Origin of the sequence: Leptolyngbya sp. KIOST-1, from assembly GCF_000763385.1 — a bacterium.
Lineage (GTDB): Bacteria > Cyanobacteriota > Cyanobacteriia > Phormidesmidales > Phormidesmidaceae > Nodosilinea.
On the sequence record NZ_JQFA01000004.1, the window covers coordinates 755,687 to 774,453 of the forward strand.

The window sequence follows — 18,767 nt, forward strand, 5'->3', positions numbered from 1 at the left end:
GGCAAATTGGTGATCTCCAATACCCTTTTAGATCGGTTGCTTAAGAGCGTCTATAGTCTGCCTGGGTTCCTTCAATCTGCTGGCACTATGAAAAAGAATTGCGCCATCACGCAATCGTTCACCTGTCCTTGCACTCTCCCTTGCCCAGCCTGCGGTAGCCCCTGTGCCCCTGGCCGATACCCCCGGTGTTAATCCCCTAAGCCTATGGTTTCCCTGCTTGAAAATCCCCTTCGCGTTGGCCTCCAGCAGGATCGCATTCCCGAACCCCAGATTCTGGTGATCTTTGGCGCTTCGGGCGACCTCACCCAGCGCAAAATTGTGCCCGCTATCTATCAAATGCGGCGAGAGCGGCGACTGCCCCCCGAACTCACCATCGTCGGTGTGGCCCGCCGCGAGTGGAGCCACGAGTTCTTCCGTGAGCACCTGCGGGAAGGGGTAGAGGAATTTGGCAACGGCCTGGGCCACGAAGCCGTGTGGAACGACTTTGCCCGGGGTCTGTACTACTGCCCCGGCGACATCGACAACCCCGAGTCGTACCAGCAGCTCAAGACCCTGCTGGCCGAACTGGACGAAAAACGGGGCACCAAGGGCAACCGGGTATTTTACCTGTCGGTAGCGCCGCGCTTCTTTGGCGAAGCTACCCAGCAGCTGGGGGCCGCAGGCATGCTCGACGACCCCGACAAGCAGCGCCTGATTATCGAAAAGCCCTTCGGCAAAAACCTGTCCTCAGCCCAGGTGCTAAACCGGGTGGTGCAGGACGTCTGCGACGAGCGGCAGATCTACCGCATCGACCACTACCTGGGCAAAGAAACCGTTCAAAACCTGATGGTGTTTCGCTTTGCCAACGCCATCTTTGAGCCCCTGTGGAACCGCCAGTTTGTGGACCACGTACAGATCACCGTGGCCGAAACCGTCGGTCTGGAGGGCCGCGCCGGCTACTACGAGACCTCCGGCGCCCTGCGGGACATGGTGCAAAACCACCTGATGCAGCTGTTCTGCCTCACCGCCATGGAGGCGCCCAACTCCCTGGATGCCGATGCCATTCGCAACGAAAAGACCAAGGTGCTCCAGGCCACTCGCCTGGCGGACATCGATGACCTCAGCCAGTCCGCCGTGCGGGGCCAGTACTCCGCCGGGTGGATGAAGGGCAAAGCTGTGCCGGGCTACCGTGAAGAAGATGGGGCCAGCCCCACCTCCACCATGCAGACCTTCAGCGCCATCAAGCTGGAGATCGACAACTGGCGCTGGAAGGGGGTGCCCTTCTACATGCGCACCGGCAAGCGCATGCCCAAGAAGGTGAGCGAGATCTCCATCCACTTCAAGGATGTGCCCCACCTGATGTTTCAGTCCGCTGCCCAGCAGATGAACCACAACGTGCTGGCCCTGCGCATTCAGCCCGACGAGGGCATTTCCATGCGCTTTGAGGTGAAGACGCCGGGGAACTCGCTGCGGACCCGCTCTGTAGATATGGACTTCCGCTACGACGCCGCCTTTGGCCAGGCCAACACCGACGCCTACGCCCGCCTGATCGTCGACTGCATGCTGGCCGACCAGACCCTGTTTACCCGCGGTGACGAAGTGGAGGCCTCCTGGCGACTGCTGACTCCTCTGCTCGAGGTGTGGGACGCCCCCGCCGACCCCAATGCCATTCCCATGTACGAGGCGGGCACCTGGGGGCCAGTGGAGGCTGAATTCCTGCTGACCAAGGATGGCCGCCGCTGGCGACGGTTGTAAACGTCCCTTCGTTAGGATTGTTTGTAGACCCGCTGGTGGAGATGGTGGGCAGTGCCCACTACGGTTCACCCCTAACCCATCCACCCACCCACCCATCCACTCCCCACCCACCCCTTACCCCCAATCTCCCATGACCACCACTCCCATCGTTGCCCTGCAAAGGCCAAAGGATATCTCCCTCGACGAGATCGAGTCAGAGCTCCAGAGCATCTGGCACATGCAAGACTCGGGGGTAGCGGCCCCCACCGCCACTCGGGCCACCACGTTTACCATGGTGGTCTACGAGCCGGAGGAGGTGCAGCAGGTGTTGGCCGCCCTGGGCCACTACGCTGGGTTTATCGACGGCAACCACGGTCCCCAGACCCGCGAGGGCCTGCGCCAGGCCCAGATCGCCTATGACCTGCGGGTGACGGGCCGGGTGGATCCTCCCACTTTGGCCCGCATTCGCCAGGAGTATACCCAGCTCTCCAACGAGCAAAAGCGCTACAAAAACCTGGACCAGCGGGGCTTTAACCTGAGCGAGTCGATCTCGGCCCACAACCCCTGCCGCATCATCAGCCTGTGCCCCACCTTTGGGGAAGATACGGGGGTAACGGCCCAGGTGTCGGTGTACTGCCCGGTGCAGAAGAAGAGCACCAGCAACCTGGTGTGCTGCGAGTACATTACCCTGCGGGGCACAAAAGCGGCCCTGGAGCGGGTCAGCGATCTAATTGCGTCGCTGACGCTGCCGGAGCTGCCCAAGTTTGTCTGGTGGAAGGCGACCCCCAGCCCGGAGCAACTCCTGTTCCGCAACCTGGCCAAGAGCAGCAACTGCATCATTGTGGACTCCAGCTACTTCAGCGACGCCGAGGCCGAGCTGCAGAAAATGCAGGAGCTGATCGAGCAGGACACCTACATCGCCGACCTCAACTGGCACCGGCTGGCCCCCTGGCAGGAGCTGGCGGCCTCGGCCTTTGACCCGCCGGAGCGGCGCGAGTCGCTGCTGGATGTGGACCGCATTAGCATTGACTACGAGCAGGGCAATGCGGCCCAGGCGCTGCTGTACCTGGGCTGGTTTGCCAGCCGCCTGGGCTGGCAGCCAGTGAGCTATGTGGAAGAGGGCGGCATTTACAACATCAAGAAAATCTATTTCAAGGGCCCCAACGATCTGGACGTTGAGGCAGAGCTGGCGGGCATTCCGGTGGCGGACTCGGGCGAGGTGATTGGCGACCTGACCGGGCTGCGGATTCAGTCCACTAACCCCAACGCCAACTGCTGCACCATTCTGTGTTCAGAAACTACCGGCTGCATGCGGATGGAGGCGGGCGGTGGGGCCCAGGCCTGTCAGGTGGAACAGGTGACGGCGCTGTCGGACCAGCGGGCGGACTTTATGCTGGGGCAGCAGCTCCAGCGCTGGGGTGAGGATGTGCTCTACGAGGAGAGCCTGGCCATGGTGGCGCAGATTATGCAGCTGCTGTAGCCAGGGCAGTACGACAGGGAGCGGTTCCAGGGGAGCGATCGCATTCGTTTGGCCACTTTCCCTGGCCGGGCGCTGTCCATGGATGACATACTGCAAACCTAGACACCGTTCCACCTATCGATGCTGATGTCCCCTACCCTACCCGGAGAAGTTCTCAGCGTTGGCTCCACCCAGCTGCACCTGTTGGGCGATCGCGCCCTTTTTCTCCCCGCCCAGCGCGCCCTGTTGGTGTCGGATGTCCACCTGGGCAAGGCGGAGACGTTTCAGCACCACGGGCTGCCGGTGTCGAGCCAGGTCAACCACGGTACCCTGGCCCGGCTCGCGGCGCTCTGTGTCCAGCACCAGCCTGACCACCTGTGGATTCTGGGCGATCTGTTCCACGGACAGGACGGCATGGTCGATGAGGTGATCGACGCCTGGCTGAAGTTTTTGCACCGCACCCAGGTGAGCGCCCACCTGATCCTCGGCAACCACGATCGCCGCCTGCACGCTACCCTCACGCAGCTCTCGGTGCAGTGCTGGGTGGAGGCGGTGGAGGTCGATGGCGTGCTGCTGAGCCATGAGCCCGACCCGAACCCCGATCGCCTGAATATCTGCGGCCACATCCATCCCTGTTTTCGACTGAAGCTGGGCTGCGATCGCCTGCGACTGCCCTGCTTTCACTGGCAGCCCCGGCAAAACCGGCTGACGCTGCCCTCCTTTGGCGAGTTTACCGGCGGCTACGACATTGTGCTGGCGGCGGGGGAGACGGCCTACGTGGTAGCCGAGGGGGCGGTGGTGGGGTTTGGGCGGTAGGGTGTGAAGGGTGGATGGGTGGATGGGTGGATGGGTGGATGGGTGGATGAGTGGGGGATGAATTAGGAGTGATCGTAGCGTGGGGGGAGGGGTTTGGAGGTAGTGGATGTGACAATCTAAAATCTCCAAGTCGAAAGCTAAACTCCCCTAGAATCCAGCGCTATGCTAGACCTCTGGATTTCCTGAGGGGCATAGCTATGACAAAAACTAAAGCATGGATGGCCGTGGCGATCTGTAGTATTTTCGTCGCCATCGCCGCGATCGCTGTCGGACGGCGCGACGATTCTACCGTAGAGGTGCCCCCGACCCCAGAGGAGCAGCCGGTGGTGATTGACCCCGCTGAGCCCACCCCAGGCACCACCCCAGGCACCACCCCAGAAACAATCGTTAGCCCGGGGAGAACGCCAAGCCCGAGCCCACCAGAACCGGGAGTTGGCGGTACTGGGGAAGCCGTCAACCCGCCCCAGGCGGCCCAGCTAATTGCGGCCCAGCCCGAGGCTCAGATCAATCTGCGATCGCAGCCTACCACCTCCTCCAGCGCCAGGGGCTATGGCCTGGTGGGCGACCCGGTGCAGCTGCTGCGCCAGGCCCGGGCCAGCGATGGCACCTGGTATTACGTCAAGTTTGAAAAATCCGGGGCCGAGGGCTGGATTCGCGGCGACTTTATTAACACCGAAGGGCGGGCCACCCCGCTGTCGCCCCAGGCCGCCGCCAGCAGCACCTGCGAGGGCCTGATGGAGGGCATGAGCGTAACCGCCTTCTACGACACCAACGGCTTTCACCTGGTGCGGTTTGTAAATATGGAAACCCGCAACACCTTTGATGCCTCGCTCAGTCGCCAGGGCAGCAGCAACCAGGGGCAACCGCTCTACCAGGGCAGCACCAGCCCACCCACTAGCGATCGCAGCTATCCGGTCTCGCTGGTCGATCTGTCCGGCGGCAACCCCCGCAGCGGGACTCAGGTGAATGTGAGCTATGCCGGCATTGATGGGAGCGCCACCTGTAAATAGGTACCGGCAAATCGGTATAAGATGGAGCGTGACCTGGCCACCTAGGAGCACCCATGGCAAAAGAACTTAGCGCTGAAGAGCAGCGGGAGCTAGAGAGCCTGCGACAGACCATCGAGCAGGCGATCGCCGACGGTGTGCTCACCCAGAGCGAGCGCGATGCCATTACCGCTGCCATGAAAGCCGACGGCAAAGTCACCTACGAGGAGCTGGAGATGGTGCGACAGCTCGTCTCCGAGAAGGTGGCCAGTGGTGAGCTACAGCTCGAAGGCTAGGCCTAGCTGGTAGAAATATTGCTTGTCGTTTCTGAGGGTGTCAGGTTTTAGGTGCCAGGTTCTAGGTGTCAGGGGTCAGGCATGGCTGGCCGACTTCTGCTGCAGAGTACTAGGGCCGATCCAACACCTGCCCCTTCGCCCATCTACCCTTCACCCATCCACCTCCTCTCTCCATGTTCCCCGAACCCCTACCAACCGCCGTGGCCGTCGTACACGAGTGGCTGGTCAGCCGTGCCGGTTCCGAGAAGGTCGTCGAGCAACTGCTGCGAGTGTGCCCCCAGGCCGATGTATTCAGCCTGGTGGAATTTCTAGAGGCCGAGGCGCGATCGCTCATACCCCCCGGCACCCGGGTTCAGACTTCCTTCATTCAAACCCTGCCCTGGGCGCGGCGGCACTTTCGCCAGTACCTGCCACTGATGCCCCTGGCGATCGAGCAGTTTGACCTCTCCGCCTACGACCTGGTGATCTCCAGCAACCACGCCGTGGCCAAAGGGGTGATCACCCGCCCCCACCAGCTGCACGTTAGCTATGTGCACACCCCCATTCGCTACGCCTGGGACTTGCAGCAGCAGTATCTTCAGCAGGCGGGCCTGACCAGCGGGGCCAAAAGCGCCCTCACCCGGCTGATTTTGCACTACCTGCGGCTGTGGGATCTGGCGGCGGCCCACCGGGTAGACTGCTTTGTGGCCAACTCCCGCTACGTCGCTCGCCGGATTTGGAAGACCTACCGCCGCCCGGCCACGGTGATCTATCCGCCGGTGGCGATCGATCGCTTTCGCTGGGATCAGCCCCGGGAGGACTTTTACCTCACCGTGTCGCGCTGCGTGCCCTACAAGCGGGTCGATCTGACGGTGGCAGCTTTCAACCGGCTGGGGCTACCGCTGGTGGTGATTGGCGATGGGCCGGCCCTGGGGGCGCTGCAACATGTGGCCAAACCCAATATCACCTTTTTGCGGAACCCTCCCGACGCTGTGGTGTCAGATTATATGGAGCGCTGTCGGGGGTTTATTTTTCCAGCGGAAGAGGATTTTGGCATTACCGTAGTTGAAGCCCAGGCGGCTGGGGCACCGGTGATTGCCTACGGCAAAGGTGGCTGTGCTGAGACGGTCGTGAGCGGCAAAACGGGGGTTCTATTTGATCAGCAAACCGTTGAGCAGCTGGAGCAGGCGGTGCTGCATTTTGCGACGTCTCGCCACCAGTTTGCGGCTGAAACTATTCGTAATCAGGCCGAAACCTTCTCAGAAACTCGATTTCAGCAGGAGTTGAGCGCCTATTTGCTACAGAAGTGGCTGAAATTTCAGCAGGGCGATGAATTAGAGTAGTGTCGGTGTTGCAGGAGTGGTGGGGACAGTTATGTTTCCTCTGGAGCGTACGGTTCAGCCCGTAATGTTGTCGCTGAGGATGTCCACCCGATCGCTGCCGATGGTTGGTCTACTCGGCGCATCCGATCTGCTGGCCCTGTTTCTGGCCGCGACGGCTGGAGTCTACCTGCGATTGGCCCTGGGCGGGGCCTATTCGCCCAGCCTGTACGGGCAGCTGTGGCCGATTTTGAGCGTGTTTTTGCTGGCCTATGCGGCGGCAGGGCTATATCCCGCCGTCGGTCTGAGTCCGGTCGATGAGCTGCGGCGCATTTGTCTGTCCACCAGCTTTGTCCATCTGGTGCTGGGGGCGGGCCTGTTTTTAACCGGCGAGAGTGAAACCTACTCCCGGGGTGTTTTTCTGATTACCTGGGTGCTGTCGTTGCTGATGGTGCTGCTGGGGCGGCTGTTGGTGAGACAGGTGTTTGCCCACTACCCGTGGTGGGGCTATCAGGTGCTGATTTTGGGGGGCGGGCGCACTGGAGAACTGGTGGTACAAACGTTGAAAAACCAGCCCAACTTCGGCCTTAAGCCCGTCGCCGTGCTGGACGACGATCGCGATCGCAGCGATTCGATCTGCGGGGTGCCGGTGGTGGGGCCGCTGGCGATCGCGCCCCGGCTGGCCCGCAAGCACGACATTCACTACGCCATTGTGGCCATGCCGGGGGTGCAGCGAGAAAAGCTGCTGAGAATTTTGGAGCGCTACGGCCGCACCTTTCCGCACCTGATGATGATTCCCGACCTGTTTGGGGTGGCCAGCCTCTGGGTCAGCTCCAAGGATCTGGGGGGAATTTTGGGTCTGGAAATTCGGCAGCAGCTTCTGCTGCCGGGGCCACGCCTGATCAAAGCCCTGCTCGATGTGGGGCTCACCCTGGTGGTGGGGATGGCGGTACTGCCGCTGCTGATTCTGATTGCGGGGTTGGTCAAGATCGATTCACCGGGGCCAGTGTTTTACGGCCAGCCCCGCCTGGGGCAAAACAATACTCCTTTTACCGCCTGGAAGTTTCGATCGATGGTGTCCAATGCGGACCAGGTGCTGGAGCGCTATTTTGCGGCCAATCCAGACCTGCGATCGCAGTGGGAACGCGACCACAAGCTCCGCCACGACCCCCGCATTACCCGCATCGGCCACTTTTTGCGGCGCACCAGCCTGGACGAACTGCCCCAACTCTGGAACGTGCTGCGGGGGGAAATGAGCCTGGTGGGCCCCCGACCCATTGTCAAAGACGAAATCTTTCGCTACGCCGACAAATACAGCCTTTACACTAAGGTTCTGCCGGGTCTCACCGGGCTGTGGCAGGTGTCGGGGCGCAACAATGTGTCCTACGACGAGCGGGTCAACCTCGACGCCTACTACGTCAGGAACTGGTCCGTGTGGCTGGATATCTATATTCTGCTGAAAACAATCTGGGTGGTCATGATTGGCGATGGAGCCTACTAGATGGAGTCTACAAAGGGAAACGGGTTTGGGGTTAGCCGCTTAACCCTGGAGCGATTGATTTTGGTCAGCCTGGTGGCACTGCCCTACCTGGTCTACGGGGCGATCGCCACCCTGGGCAGCTTTTTGATCGTCAGCCTGTACCGCTGGCCGCGCCAGATCGGGCGACTGCTGTACACCCAGGGCTGGGTGTGGCTGGCCCTGGCCCTGGTGGTTGGGGTGGTGCTATCGACTGCGCCGGGCGAATCGGCCCTCCAGGTGCTGAACTTTATTCCGTTCTTTGGCTTTTACGCCGCGATCGCCGTCGCCATTCCCAGCTTCAGCCAACCCCTAAAAACCCTGCACCACTGGGGCCTGGCGCTGCTGGTCGCCACCATTCCCATCAACCTAGCGGCGGTGGCAGAGTTTTACCTGCGATCGCCCGGGGGACTCAGCCGCTGGGGCAGCGCCCCCTGGCTGCAGTGGCTCTACCTCCAAACCAACTACGGTGCCCGGGCAAGCTCCATATTTGGCCACCCCAACGCCTTCGCCAACTACATGGTGATTGTGTTTGGCCTGGGCCTGGGCCTCTGCGCCTACTACCTCAGCCGCCCCGACCTGCGGCGCAAAAGTGCCTGGATCTGCGGGGCCACGGCCCTGACGCTGGTGGGGATTTTCTGCTCCGGGTCCCGCAACGGGCTGTTGATTGCGGGTCTCCAGGTGCTGCTGTTTGGTGGGCTGCTGCGGCCCTATCGCTACATTTTTTGGGCCGGGCTGGGGGCGATCGCTCTGCTGGTCGGCAGCGCGCTGATTTGGGGTATCGGTGGGCGCACCCTGCCAGAGGCCTTTGCCACTGCAACCCTGCGGCTCAACGTCTGGCAGCTGGCCCTCGAAATGATTCCCCAGCGACCCTGGTTCGGCACCGGATTAGGCACCTTCAAGCTGCTCTACGACCCGGCCGACTTTCCGGTGGCAGGGGATTTTTTACCCCACGCCCACAACCTCTGGATCATGCTGGCTGCCGAAGCCGGGGTGCCGGTGGCCCTGGGGTTCACCGGCCTGGTGGGTTGGATCCTGGGACGCAGCACCTATACCCTGGTTGCAGCCCCCGTCCCCGCCGATGCCATGGCGTTGCTCGGGGGCTATCTGGCTGGCTTTGGCGGCACCACGGCCTTTGCCATCTTTGATCTGGCCTTTTACGATGGCCGCATCAACATCCTGGGCTGGCTCCTGCTGGGCAGCATTCAGGCCATACCCTTTCTGGCACCGGGGTTGCGGTCTAAATCAGCTTAGCTGCCCGCAGGCCAAAGTACAGCACAATGGCCGTGCCCACCATGACCGACAGAAACAGCACGTAGGCTACTACACCACCCATAATCTCTCTCCACAACGGTTACGACTTTCTATTGAACCACGGCGGGGGGTGAGTGGGTGGATGGGTAGGCGGGTGGGTGGGTGGATGGGATTATTTGAGACTTGGGAGGTCTTCCTTCACCTCTTCACTTCTTCACCCACACACCCTCTTCACCCCTCGACCCGGTAAAGTTTTAAAGCAACCTCTTCATCCCCTGGCTAACCTCCATGAAATCCGTCATTCCTGTGCCGCTGCCGAGTCATCCTTACGAGGTGGTGGTTGCCACGGCGGGCATAGACCACCTGGGCAGCTGGCTGGCCGGAGCCGAAACGCCACTGGTGAAGCCGGGGCAGAAGCTGTTGCTGGTGTCTAATCCGGCCATTTTCAAGCACTATGGCGATCGCGCTCTGGCCGCCCTCACCCAGGCGGGCTACACCGTCGAAACCTGCCTGTTGCCGGCGGGAGAACGCTACAAAACCCTCAGCTCGATTCAAAAAATCTACGATGCGGCCCTGGGCTTTCATCTAGAGCGCAAGTCGGCTATGGTCGCCCTGGGGGGCGGCGTGATTGGCGATATGACCGGGTTTGCTGCCGCCACCTGGCTGCGGGGGGTCGCCGTGGTGCAGGTGCCCACCTCGCTGCTGGCCATGGTCGATGCCTCCATTGGCGGCAAAACCGGCGTCAACCATCCCCAGGGCAAAAACCTGATCGGGGCCTTCCACCAGCCGCGCCTGGTGGTGATCGACCCCACGGTGCTCAAAACCCTGCCTCCCCGCGAGTTTCGAGCGGGCATGGCGGAGGTGATCAAATACGGCGTGATCTGGGACAAGGACCTGTTTGAAACCCTGGAGGCGGCCCCCCGCCTGGATCAGTACCGCTACCTGGGGGAGGACTTGCTGCACACCATCCTGACGCGATCGTGCCAGGCCAAGGCCGAGGTGGTATCCCAGGACGAAAAAGAAGCGGGGCTGCGGGCCATTCTCAACTACGGGCACACCATTGGCCACGCCGTAGAGAGCCTGATGCACTACCGGGGGGTCAACCACGGCGAGGCGGTGGCGATTGGCATGGTGGCCGTCGGCAAAATAGCCACTGCCCTCAACTACTGGACGGCGGCGGCGGAAACCCGCCAGCTCCAGCTAATCGAAAAGGCCGGGCTGCCCACTCAAATACCCGCTCAGCTCAAGGCCGAGGATATTTTGGCGCTGCTCCAGGGCGACAAAAAGGTCGAAGACGGGCAGGTCCGCTTTGTCATACCCCAGGGGCTAGGGGCGGCTGTGGTGACGGGGGATATTACCCGAGAGCAGATGCTGGCGGCGCTATAGGGCGTGTCATCGTCTCCTTGCGCCCTGGCTATTCATTAAGAAAGATTAATTGATCTGCCTAAAGCAGCCTCCTGTCAGCGCCGAAAACCCCCACGGCGACGGAGCTTGACGGCCCTGACCACCATCTAGACTGGTGAATTCAACCGTATACAAGGATACTAGTTATGGCTCAAGGCAATTCGGACTTGGGGGAGCAGGCCCTGAGCAAGGCGGTAGAGATGGGGCTGTCCACCCAGCTCGATGCGGTGGAAACCCTGGAGACCGAAATTCGCACCGATCCGGTGGCCCTGATGCAGGGGCAACTGGAGTCGGTCGCCATTCAGGGGCAGGGGCTGGTGATTAAGGAAGACCTGCGCACCGAAGCGCTGGCGGTAAAAACCGACGGCATTGCGATCGATCCGCTCAAGGCTGCCCTTGGCGACATCGAACTGACGCGCCCCACCAATGCCACGGTGGCCGCCAAGCTGACCGAGGCCGACATTGAGCGAGCCTGCAACTCCGACTACATTCAGCAAAAACTGCAAGACCTGGAGGTAACGGTGGAGGATCGCCCCGTGCGGCTGCGGGTTCAGCAGGTTAAGGTTTCGCTGCCGGGGGATGGTCGGGTGGCGATCGCGACCGACATCCAGCGGCTGGACTCGGGGGAACAGCAGCATGTGGCCTTCACCACCACCCCAACTCTGGCACCCGAGGGATACCAGGTGGTGCTCAGCGAAGTTGATCTGGGGGAGGATAACACCTCGGCCCCCCTTACCGAGAGTCTGCTGTCGGCGGCGAAAGACCTGCTCGACCTGCGCCAGTTCAGCCTCAGCGGCATGACCCTGCACGTCGATCGCATTGATGTGCTAGAAAAATACATCAATCTGCAGGCCAAGGCTCAGCTTGAGAAGTTTCCCGGCAGCTAGTGCTTGACCAACCTGATTGTGACAGGCCCTAACGGTCTAAAGGTGCAGGGTACAAGGTGTACGGTTCAAGGATTGCCGTGAGCCGTACACCTTTTGAACTCCGTTCAGCGGTCGTTTATGATCAGAGGTTTAACCGGTTCAACTGCCATGCAAACCCAAGATCGGCCCCTGGCGGCCCCTAGCGCCAGCCCCACCCATTCCAACCGCAGCGCCAGCGTCAGCCGCACCACCGGTGAAACCGATGTCCAGGTCAGCCTCAACCTCGATGGCACCGGACAGTGCGAAGCGAACACAGGCATTCCCTTCCTGGACCACATGCTGCACCAGATTGCCTCCCACGGGCTGATCGATCTGCAGGTGCAGGCTACGGGAGACATCGAAATTGACGACCACCACACCAACGAAGACGTGGGCATTACCCTGGGGATGGCGCTGCACCAGGCCCTGGGCGATCGCAAGGGCATCACCCGGTTTGGCCACTTTGTCGCGCCCCTGGACGAGTCGCTGGTGCAGGTGGCGCTCGACTTTTCGGGGCGGCCCCACCTCAGCTACGGCCTGGAGATTCCGACCCAGCGGGTGGGCACCTACGACACCCAGCTGGTACGAGAGTTCTTTGTCGCCGTGGTCAACCACAGCCAAATGACCCTGCACATTCGCCAACTCGACGGCATCAACTCCCACCACATCATTGAGGCGACCTTTAAGGCCTTTGCTCGGGCCATGCGGATGGCCACTGAGGTGGACCCTCGCCGGGCGCACCTGATTCCCAGTTCTAAGGGGGTGATCTAGCCTGCCTTGAGGTAACTTAGTTCATGCAGCTCACTTAAAGAGATGTTTAGACGCGTTCCTCCTGGCACCTCCAGTCGCCTCACCACCGTTGACCACGGTGAAACCTACGGTCGCCATGTGCTGCAATCGGTGGTGCGATCGCTGTCCGTGAGCGCCTGTGTAGACATCGGTTGCGGCCATGGCGACGACCTGAGGACTGTGTTGGCCCAGCACCCCGCGGCCCAGTGTTTTGGGGTTGACTACGGCGACTGGAACACTCCCAGCCTCGAGGCTGCGGGCATCTCCCCCGTCTCCGTCAACATCGAAGCGGAGCCGCTCCCTTTGGCCTCAGAATCCGTCGACCTGGTGATTGCCAACCAGGTGCTGGAACACACCAAGGAAATCTACTGGATCAACCACGAAATTTTTAGGGTGCTCAAGGTGGGGGGCTGCCTCTACCTGGGGGTGCCCAATGTTCTGTCGCTCCACAACCGGCTGCTGGGCCTGGTTGGGGTACACCCCACCTGTAACAAAATGATCTCAGCCCATGTCAGGCCCTTCTCTAAGGCCGATACGCTGCTGTTTTATCGAGCCGCCGCCCCAGAGCTAACCCAGCTCACGGGCTTTTACGGGTCGCAGTTTTACCCATTTCCAAAACGCCTCGCGCGGCCGCTGGCCAACCTGTTTCCCACCTGCGCGTTTTCAATTTTCTTTCTGCTTAAAAAAGTCAGGCCCTACGGCGATGAGTTTGTGAACTATCTCTCGCAGGTACACCTGGAAACCAATTTTTTTAGAGGCTAACCGGCAGCGGGTCCTGGCTTGGCTTTGCTGCAGCCTTTGTGCCCCAGCCCTAGACTTGTACCCCAGCATAGGCCTTAGTACAGACCCCAAATACAGAGGAGAGGCGCAGCTAGTCGCTACGCCTCTCAGGGATTGGGCAGGGTGCCGTCGGCCTAAGCCGCTTCCATCCAGTCATAGATTTGCTCTAGTTGCTCTAGGGTCACTAAACCGTATTGCCAAAGGATCATAGGCAATGGCCCAGGGTCTTGCTCACTGTGCTTCAGGGCCACCTGAATGGAAGCCGCCGAAATAGCCAAATCGTCTTGCAAAAATTGGATCAAATTGGGTTGACCACTAACCGTCATCAAGTATCACCTCCTTAGGGAAACGCCAGGGTACAAAAGCAAGGCGCATAGATGTTGCCCACGATTTTACACAAGGATGCCTCAGTGACAACATTAATTTTGGGCGGTCCGGTCGAACTTAAATCACACCCCTATTAAGCCGACTGTCGATCGACTGACAACCAACGCCAGGGCCTGCAAACCAGACCCTGATGGGCTACCCCAGTCATCACAGCTCAGTAAGCACCGCATCCAACTGCAATAAAAGATACCCAGCGTTGGGCCAAAACCCTGGGTTTTGCTTCACGGATTGTTGGAACCCTTAACAAATGATCAAGATTTGGTGCGCAGGCGATCGCCTAGTCAGGCTCAGGCAGAGGACTGACGATATTAAACAGAGCCGCGTAGTCATCGTCGGCAAACCCCGCCTGTACCGCCTCTTCTACAAGCTGCCGCACGCTCTCGGCGGGGGTGGTAGCCAGGCCAGCGGCCTCAGCCGCCGCTACAAACAGGCCCATGTCCTTTAGCAGGTGCTTGGTAGGAAAGTTGGGGTCGGCGAACTGACGGGTCTGCATGCGGGGCAGCTTCTTGTCAAAGGTGGGGGCATAGAGAGCGCTCTGGCGCACCACGGCCATAAATGTATTGACATCGATACCCGCAGCCTGCACCAGCCCCAGGCTCTGGGCAAAGGCCGCCGTGAGGGAGCCAATCAGCTGGTTCATCGCCAGCTTGAGGGTGGCGGCGCTGCCCGCTGGCCCCACGTGGTAGAGGGTGCTGCCGAGGCAGGCGAGCAGGGGTTGCCAGCGCTGATAGGCCTCTTCTTCACCCCCCACCATGATGATCAGTTTGCCGTTTTTGGCCTCGGGAATGCTGCCCAGCACCGGAGCTTCCAGGTAGGTGCCGCCGACCTGGGTCACCCGCTGGCTCAGCGCCTGGCTTTCGGCGGGGGCGATGGTTCCCATTTGAATCACGGCACAGCTGGCCAGGGGCGATGGGCTATTTCCCCCCTCGCTCAGGCCCATGTCGGCCAGTAGCGATCGCGCCGCTTCGCCATCGGTCACCATGAGAATAACCGCCTCCACGCTCTGGGCCAGGGCCAGAGGTGTAGGGCAAACCGTAGCCCCCACCAGCTCCAGGGGCTTCAGCCGGGCCGGAGTGCGGTTGTACACCCACACCTGATGGCCCGCCGACAGCAGCCGGAGGGCCATTGGCGACCCCATTAACCCAGTGCCAACTACCCCAATCTTCACCGGTGGTATCCTCCTCGTGGTGTTTCGTCGCCGTCGGTGCTAGCCGCTTTCGGTCGTTAGCCTGGGCAAGTCCTGACAATGGGCTGTAGGGCCTGGGCGGGGCTGAGGACGATGCACGGGATGATACTGCCCCCACACTGTCTCGGCCTGGGCCGTAGCTCCCAGCCACCTGGCCAAAAAGTGGCGCAGCCAGCGCTCTACCGCCGGGCTGTAAAGGCGATGCTGACTTATATGGTAAGCGCGCGGCTGAGCTCCGGGGCAGATGAGTTGGTCAGATCCTTCGCTGGTCCAGTGGTTCACCATCCCGGCGGTAATTTCGGGGTGAAACTGGAGCCCGTAGGCCCACCGCCCATAGCGAAAGGCTTGATGGGGAAACGTCGACCCGGTCGCCAGCAGGTGGCTGCCCACGGGCAGGGTAAAGCCCTCCTGGTGCCACTGGTAAACCATCAGGGGGCCTGGCATCAACACCTGGCCTGCCGGGGTCGGCAGGACGGGGTAGTAGCCGATTTCGCGCTGTTGGGTCGGGTGGGGCGCAACCACTGCCCCCAGGGCCCGAGCCAGCAACTGGGCCCCCAGGCAAATGCCCAGGTAGGGTTTTCCTGAGGCCAGGGCCACGTCGATCCAGGCGAGCTCCAGGCGGATGTGGTCGAGGTGGTCGTCGTTGGCGCTCATGGGGCCACCAAAGACCACCACCGCACTGTGGTCTTGCAGCGTGGGGGGCAGAGGGTGCCCCAGGGCCGGACAGCGCACATCGAGGGCAAAGCCCAGGGCTTGTAGCACTTCCCCCACTCGACCCGGATTGGAGGTGGGCTGGTGTACGACCACTAGGACGGGCCCTGGGACGGGCAAAGTAGGCAGGCTAAGGCTCACAGAAGACAGCAATTCGCAAACAGCAATTCCCCCGGCAGGCGCTCCATCGGTTGGGCCATACCGGGCCGACCATGGACAGAAGCAGCAACCGTTTCTACTGTATCGCCTCTGCCTGGAAACCGTGGCCGATCGCCTCCAGGAGCGTCATCCATGCAACCGCTCGGCGTCCCAACACCCACACCGTATCTAGAGCTGGCGCTCGACCTGCACCATGCGCCGATAGGAGAGCCAGCCAGTCCCCACCATAGCAACGGCAAACAGCGCCAGAAACCCGACGTGGCTACCCACCTCAGCCAGGGTAAGTCCCTCGACCACTACCCCGGAGAGAGCCTCAATCATGTGGTAAATCGGGTTGAACTGGGTCAGCCGGGCCAGGGAGTCCGGGAAAAAATCTGTGGGCAAAAAAGTACCGCCTAGAATCATCAGGGGAATGCCAAAGGCGGCAATCAGCGCGTTGACATCCTCGGTGCGGCGGGCCAGTTGGGTGCCCAGTACAAACCCCACCCCCACGTAGGCGGCAATGCTGAGCAGCACGATCAACAGATTGACGAAGGGGTTGCCCTCCAGACTGGCGCCGTAGAAAAGGGCGATCGCGTAGACCAGCCCTGCCTGCCCCAGCCCGATGACGCCGTAGGCCAAACCAATGCCAAGAAAGTACGACACGCCGCTGAGGGGCGATAGAAACAGGCGTTTCAGCGTTCTCTGTTCGCGTTCAGACACCACGGTAGCCACGCTGCCCCCCAGAGCGCTAAAAAATAGCGCTGCTCCCACCAGGGTTGAGGGGGCGGCCTGGGTGTAGGCCTCGGCCAGGGAAATTTGCAGCCGCTCCTGCAGAATCAGGCTGTTGAGAATCAGCAGCAGGACCGGGAAAATGGCCCAAAAAATCAGGCTGCGCCGCCGCCGCCACAGTTCGACCAGAATGCGCTGGGCAACTGCCAGGGTTTCTCGCACGTATTTCATGGGGATGAGTAGACTGTGAAGGCAACTTAATACTACAGTTTCTAACAGGTTCACGTGGGATCAGGCTTCCTCTGGCCGGGAGCCATGGATGCCCCTCCTCTGGCCGGAGGCTGTGTTACCGTTAATGCCCAAGTCGCTCTCCACACACCCTTGGGAATACTCCCAGGGCGAGTTTGACCCAAGCAACGCTTTAAACCTCAGATGAGTCAATCCCTAGAGGGGCTATTTGCCCAAACCCTGGCCCGTCGTAACGTCCTCAAGCTCTTTGGTGTAGGGGGAATTGCGGCGCTGTTGAGCTATTCCAGGCTGAATAAGCCCCAACCGACGGTATTTCAGCGCGATCGCCTGGAGCTGCCCGCCCAGGTAGGGCGACCGACCACTGCCGTCATCATTGGCGGCGGTCTGGCGGGGCTGGCGGCCGCCTACGAGCTGAGCCAGCGCGGGGTGGCGGTGACCCTACTGGAGCGATCGCCCCAGTTGGGCGGCAAGATCGCCAGCTGGCCGATCCAGGTGGGCGACGACCAGTTCATGATGGAGCACGGCTTCCACGGCTTCTTTCCCCAGTACTACAACCTGTTTGGCCTGGTCAACGAGCTGAACATTCGGCAAAACTTTAAGTCCCTCGACTATTACTCCCTGGTCTACAAGGATGGCTACCGACCGGAGGTATTTCGCCCCAGCAATGCCGCCTTTCCCTGGAATGTGGTCGACCTGGCAATTTCGTCTTCAAACCGGCTGAAGTGGGGCATCAATCTCACCCACCTCAAACATCTTCAGGTGTTTCGAGAGATTACGGGCTTCCGCAATCCCCAGAGCTACCAGCGCCTCGACAATCTATCGGTGGCCGAGTGGGTAGCCGACGACTTTCCCCGGGGGCTCTACGACCTCTACTTTTTGCCCTTCGCCAAGTCCAGCCTCAACGCCCCCGATGTGCTCAGCGCCGGGGAACTGATGCAGTTCTTCCACTTCTATTTCTTTGGCAACCCGGAGGGGCTGGCCTTCAATGGCACCTGCCAGGACATGGGGCGATCGCTAGTGGACCCGATGGTGGAAGCCATCCAGGCCAACGGCGGCCAGGTGCTCACCGGGGTCACCGTCAGCCAGGTGCAGTGGAACCAGGGCCAGGTGGCGGGCATCACCTATCAGAAGGGCAGCGTAGCCACCAACCCGGTACCCTTCTGGGTGGACCGCAACCCCCTGCTGAGTTCGGAGACGATGGAATATTTTGGGGCGGGCGACAATATCTACTCCGTCGCACTGGGGGCCAAAACGGCCCTGTCGCTGACCTGCACCCACCAGGGCTGTAGCGTGCAGCGCCAGGTGGAGGTGAATGCCGAGGGCTATCTGTGCCCCTGCCACGGGGCCGCCTACGCCAGTGACGGGGCGGTGCTGGCGGGGCCCGCCCGGGAGAACCTGGCCAGTTTTAAGGTGCTGGCGCGGGAGGGCGATCGCATTCAGCTAATCGCCGCCAACCCCAACACCGAGGCCACCGCTGCCCACGATCTGGCCGCCGACTACTACGTGATGGCCGCCGACATCCCCGGCATCAAAGCCCTGTTTGCCCTGTCGGCGGGCGAGGTCAGCCCCACCCTGGCTACCCAGGTGGACCAACTGCGGGTAGCAGACCCCTTTGCCGTGGCCCGTTTCTGGCTCGATCGCGACTTCGAGTGGGAGCACAGCTGGTTCACCTCCCTCTCCGGCTACAAACTCACCGACAGCATCACCCTCTACCACCGCATCCAGGACGACTACATCGCCTGGGCCGATCGCACCGGCGGCAGCGTGGTGGAGCTACACGCCTACTGCTACAAAGAAAAGGACTTCCCCACCCAAGCAGATATCCTCAACACCTTTGAGGCCGAACTCTACGAGGTGGTGCCGGAGTTGCGGGGGGCGACGGTGCTCCACCGCCAGTTGGTCAACCAAAAGAATTTCGCGGGTTTTCCGCCGGGTAGCTTTGCCAACCGGCCCGAAACTACCACCGCCGCCGAGAACCTGATGTTTGCAGGCGACTGGGTGCGGATGCCCTTCCCCTGCGGGCTGATGGAGCGGGCAGTGAGCAGCGGCCTGCTGGCGGCCAACGCCATCTTCGAGCGCGAGGGGGTGCGGAGGCGACCCATCCTCTCGGTGAACCCCGAGGGGGTGCTGAAGATTTAGGCCAGGTTT

18 protein-coding genes are annotated in these 18,767 nt (G+C 61.3%); 13 read left to right on the forward strand and 5 right to left on the reverse strand.

All coding sequences use genetic code 11. The annotated features are described in order from the left end of the window. Window positions 1-204: 204 nt before the first annotated feature. From zwf to NF78_RS20385, 8 genes are all read left to right on the forward strand, one after another. A complete protein-coding gene (gene zwf, locus NF78_RS20350) occupies window positions 205-1,734 on the forward strand; it encodes a glucose-6-phosphate dehydrogenase (protein ID WP_035991253.1) in 1,530 nt (509 codons plus the stop codon). Between the two features lie 130 nt (window positions 1,735-1,864). Next, window positions 1,865-3,193, forward strand: coding sequence for a glucose-6-phosphate dehydrogenase assembly protein OpcA (opcA, locus tag NF78_RS20355; protein ID WP_035991255.1), 1,329 nt, complete (start codon window positions 1,865-1,867; stop codon window positions 3,191-3,193). Between the two features lie 126 nt (window positions 3,194-3,319). Beyond that, window positions 3,320-3,988 (forward strand): ligase-associated DNA damage response endonuclease PdeM, encoded by a 669-nt coding sequence (gene pdeM, locus NF78_RS20360; protein WP_035993466.1) that lies wholly within the window; start codon window positions 3,320-3,322, stop codon window positions 3,986-3,988. A gap of 197 nt (window positions 3,989-4,185) precedes the next feature. Continuing rightward, window positions 4,186-4,998, forward strand: a complete 813-nt coding sequence (locus NF78_RS29850) for an SH3 domain-containing protein (RefSeq protein ID WP_225885385.1) — start codon at window positions 4,186-4,188, stop codon at window positions 4,996-4,998. Between the two features lie 53 nt (window positions 4,999-5,051). After that, window positions 5,052-5,270, forward strand: a complete 219-nt coding sequence (locus NF78_RS20370; protein ID WP_035991257.1) for a hypothetical protein — start codon at window positions 5,052-5,054, stop codon at window positions 5,268-5,270. 173 nt (window positions 5,271-5,443) lie between these two features. Continuing rightward, entirely contained in the window at window positions 5,444-6,592 is a 1,149-nt protein-coding gene (locus NF78_RS20375; RefSeq protein WP_035991260.1) for a glycosyltransferase family 4 protein, read from the forward strand. A 31-nt stretch (window positions 6,593-6,623) separates the two neighbouring features. Next, a complete protein-coding gene (gene wbaP, locus NF78_RS20380) occupies window positions 6,624-8,069 on the forward strand; it encodes an undecaprenyl-phosphate galactose phosphotransferase WbaP (protein WP_035991262.1) in 1,446 nt (481 codons plus the stop codon). Beyond that, entirely contained in the window at window positions 8,070-9,338 is a 1,269-nt protein-coding gene (locus NF78_RS20385; RefSeq protein ID WP_035991264.1) for an O-antigen ligase family protein, read from the forward strand. It abuts the gene before it with no gap. Here NF78_RS20385 and NF78_RS20390 read toward each other — a convergent pair. Continuing rightward, complete coding sequence (locus NF78_RS20390) at window positions 9,325-9,420, reverse strand: cytochrome b6-f complex subunit PetL (protein ID WP_035991266.1); 96 nt, start codon at window positions 9,418-9,420, stop codon at window positions 9,325-9,327. The two genes, NF78_RS20385 and NF78_RS20390, sit on opposite strands and share 14 nt — an antisense overlap. A gap of 206 nt (window positions 9,421-9,626) precedes the next feature. Here NF78_RS20390 and aroB point away from each other — a divergent pair, with 206 nt between their 5' ends. From aroB to NF78_RS20410, 4 genes are all read left to right on the forward strand, one after another. Further along, the gene (gene aroB / locus NF78_RS20395; RefSeq protein WP_035991268.1) at window positions 9,627-10,724 is read left to right on the forward strand and encodes a 3-dehydroquinate synthase; all 1,098 of its coding nucleotides are present in this window, start codon (window positions 9,627-9,629) and stop codon (window positions 10,722-10,724) included. Window positions 10,725-10,888: 164 nt separating this feature from the next. Beyond that, window positions 10,889-11,629 (forward strand): DUF2993 domain-containing protein, encoded by a 741-nt coding sequence (locus NF78_RS20400; RefSeq protein ID WP_035991270.1) that lies wholly within the window; start codon window positions 10,889-10,891, stop codon window positions 11,627-11,629. A gap of 147 nt (window positions 11,630-11,776) precedes the next feature. After that, window positions 11,777-12,418, forward strand: coding sequence for an imidazoleglycerol-phosphate dehydratase HisB (gene hisB, locus NF78_RS20405; RefSeq protein WP_035991272.1), 642 nt, complete (start codon window positions 11,777-11,779; stop codon window positions 12,416-12,418). A 42-nt stretch (window positions 12,419-12,460) separates the two neighbouring features. Beyond that, window positions 12,461-13,198, forward strand: coding sequence for a class I SAM-dependent methyltransferase (locus NF78_RS20410; RefSeq protein ID WP_052050784.1), 738 nt, complete (start codon window positions 12,461-12,463; stop codon window positions 13,196-13,198). A 152-nt stretch (window positions 13,199-13,350) separates the two neighbouring features. On the opposite strand, the gene NF78_RS20415 is transcribed toward NF78_RS20410, so the two are convergent. From NF78_RS20415 to NF78_RS20430, 4 genes are all read right to left on the reverse strand, one after another. After that, window positions 13,351-13,542, reverse strand: coding sequence for a DUF2949 domain-containing protein (locus NF78_RS20415; protein WP_035991274.1), 192 nt, complete (start codon window positions 13,540-13,542; stop codon window positions 13,351-13,353). A gap of 338 nt (window positions 13,543-13,880) precedes the next feature. Further along, window positions 13,881-14,771 carry an NAD(P)-dependent oxidoreductase gene (locus tag NF78_RS20420; RefSeq protein WP_035991276.1) on the reverse strand — a complete coding sequence of 297 codons (891 nt, stop codon included), beginning with the start codon at window positions 14,769-14,771 and terminating at the stop codon, window positions 13,881-13,883. A 39-nt stretch (window positions 14,772-14,810) separates the two neighbouring features. After that, window positions 14,811-15,596, reverse strand: a complete 786-nt coding sequence (locus NF78_RS20425) for a glutamine amidotransferase-related protein (RefSeq protein ID WP_263970663.1) — start codon at window positions 15,594-15,596, stop codon at window positions 14,811-14,813. Between the two features lie 231 nt (window positions 15,597-15,827). Next, window positions 15,828-16,601, reverse strand: coding sequence for an ABC transporter permease (locus NF78_RS20430; protein ID WP_035991278.1), 774 nt, complete (start codon window positions 16,599-16,601; stop codon window positions 15,828-15,830). 201 nt (window positions 16,602-16,802) lie between these two features. Between NF78_RS20430 and NF78_RS20435 the strand changes: the two genes are divergently transcribed. Continuing rightward, window positions 16,803-18,758: an FAD-dependent oxidoreductase gene (locus NF78_RS20435; RefSeq protein WP_035991280.1), complete on the forward strand. Its 1,956-nt coding sequence runs from the start codon at window positions 16,803-16,805 to the stop codon at window positions 18,756-18,758. Window positions 18,759-18,767 lie beyond the last annotated feature (9 nt).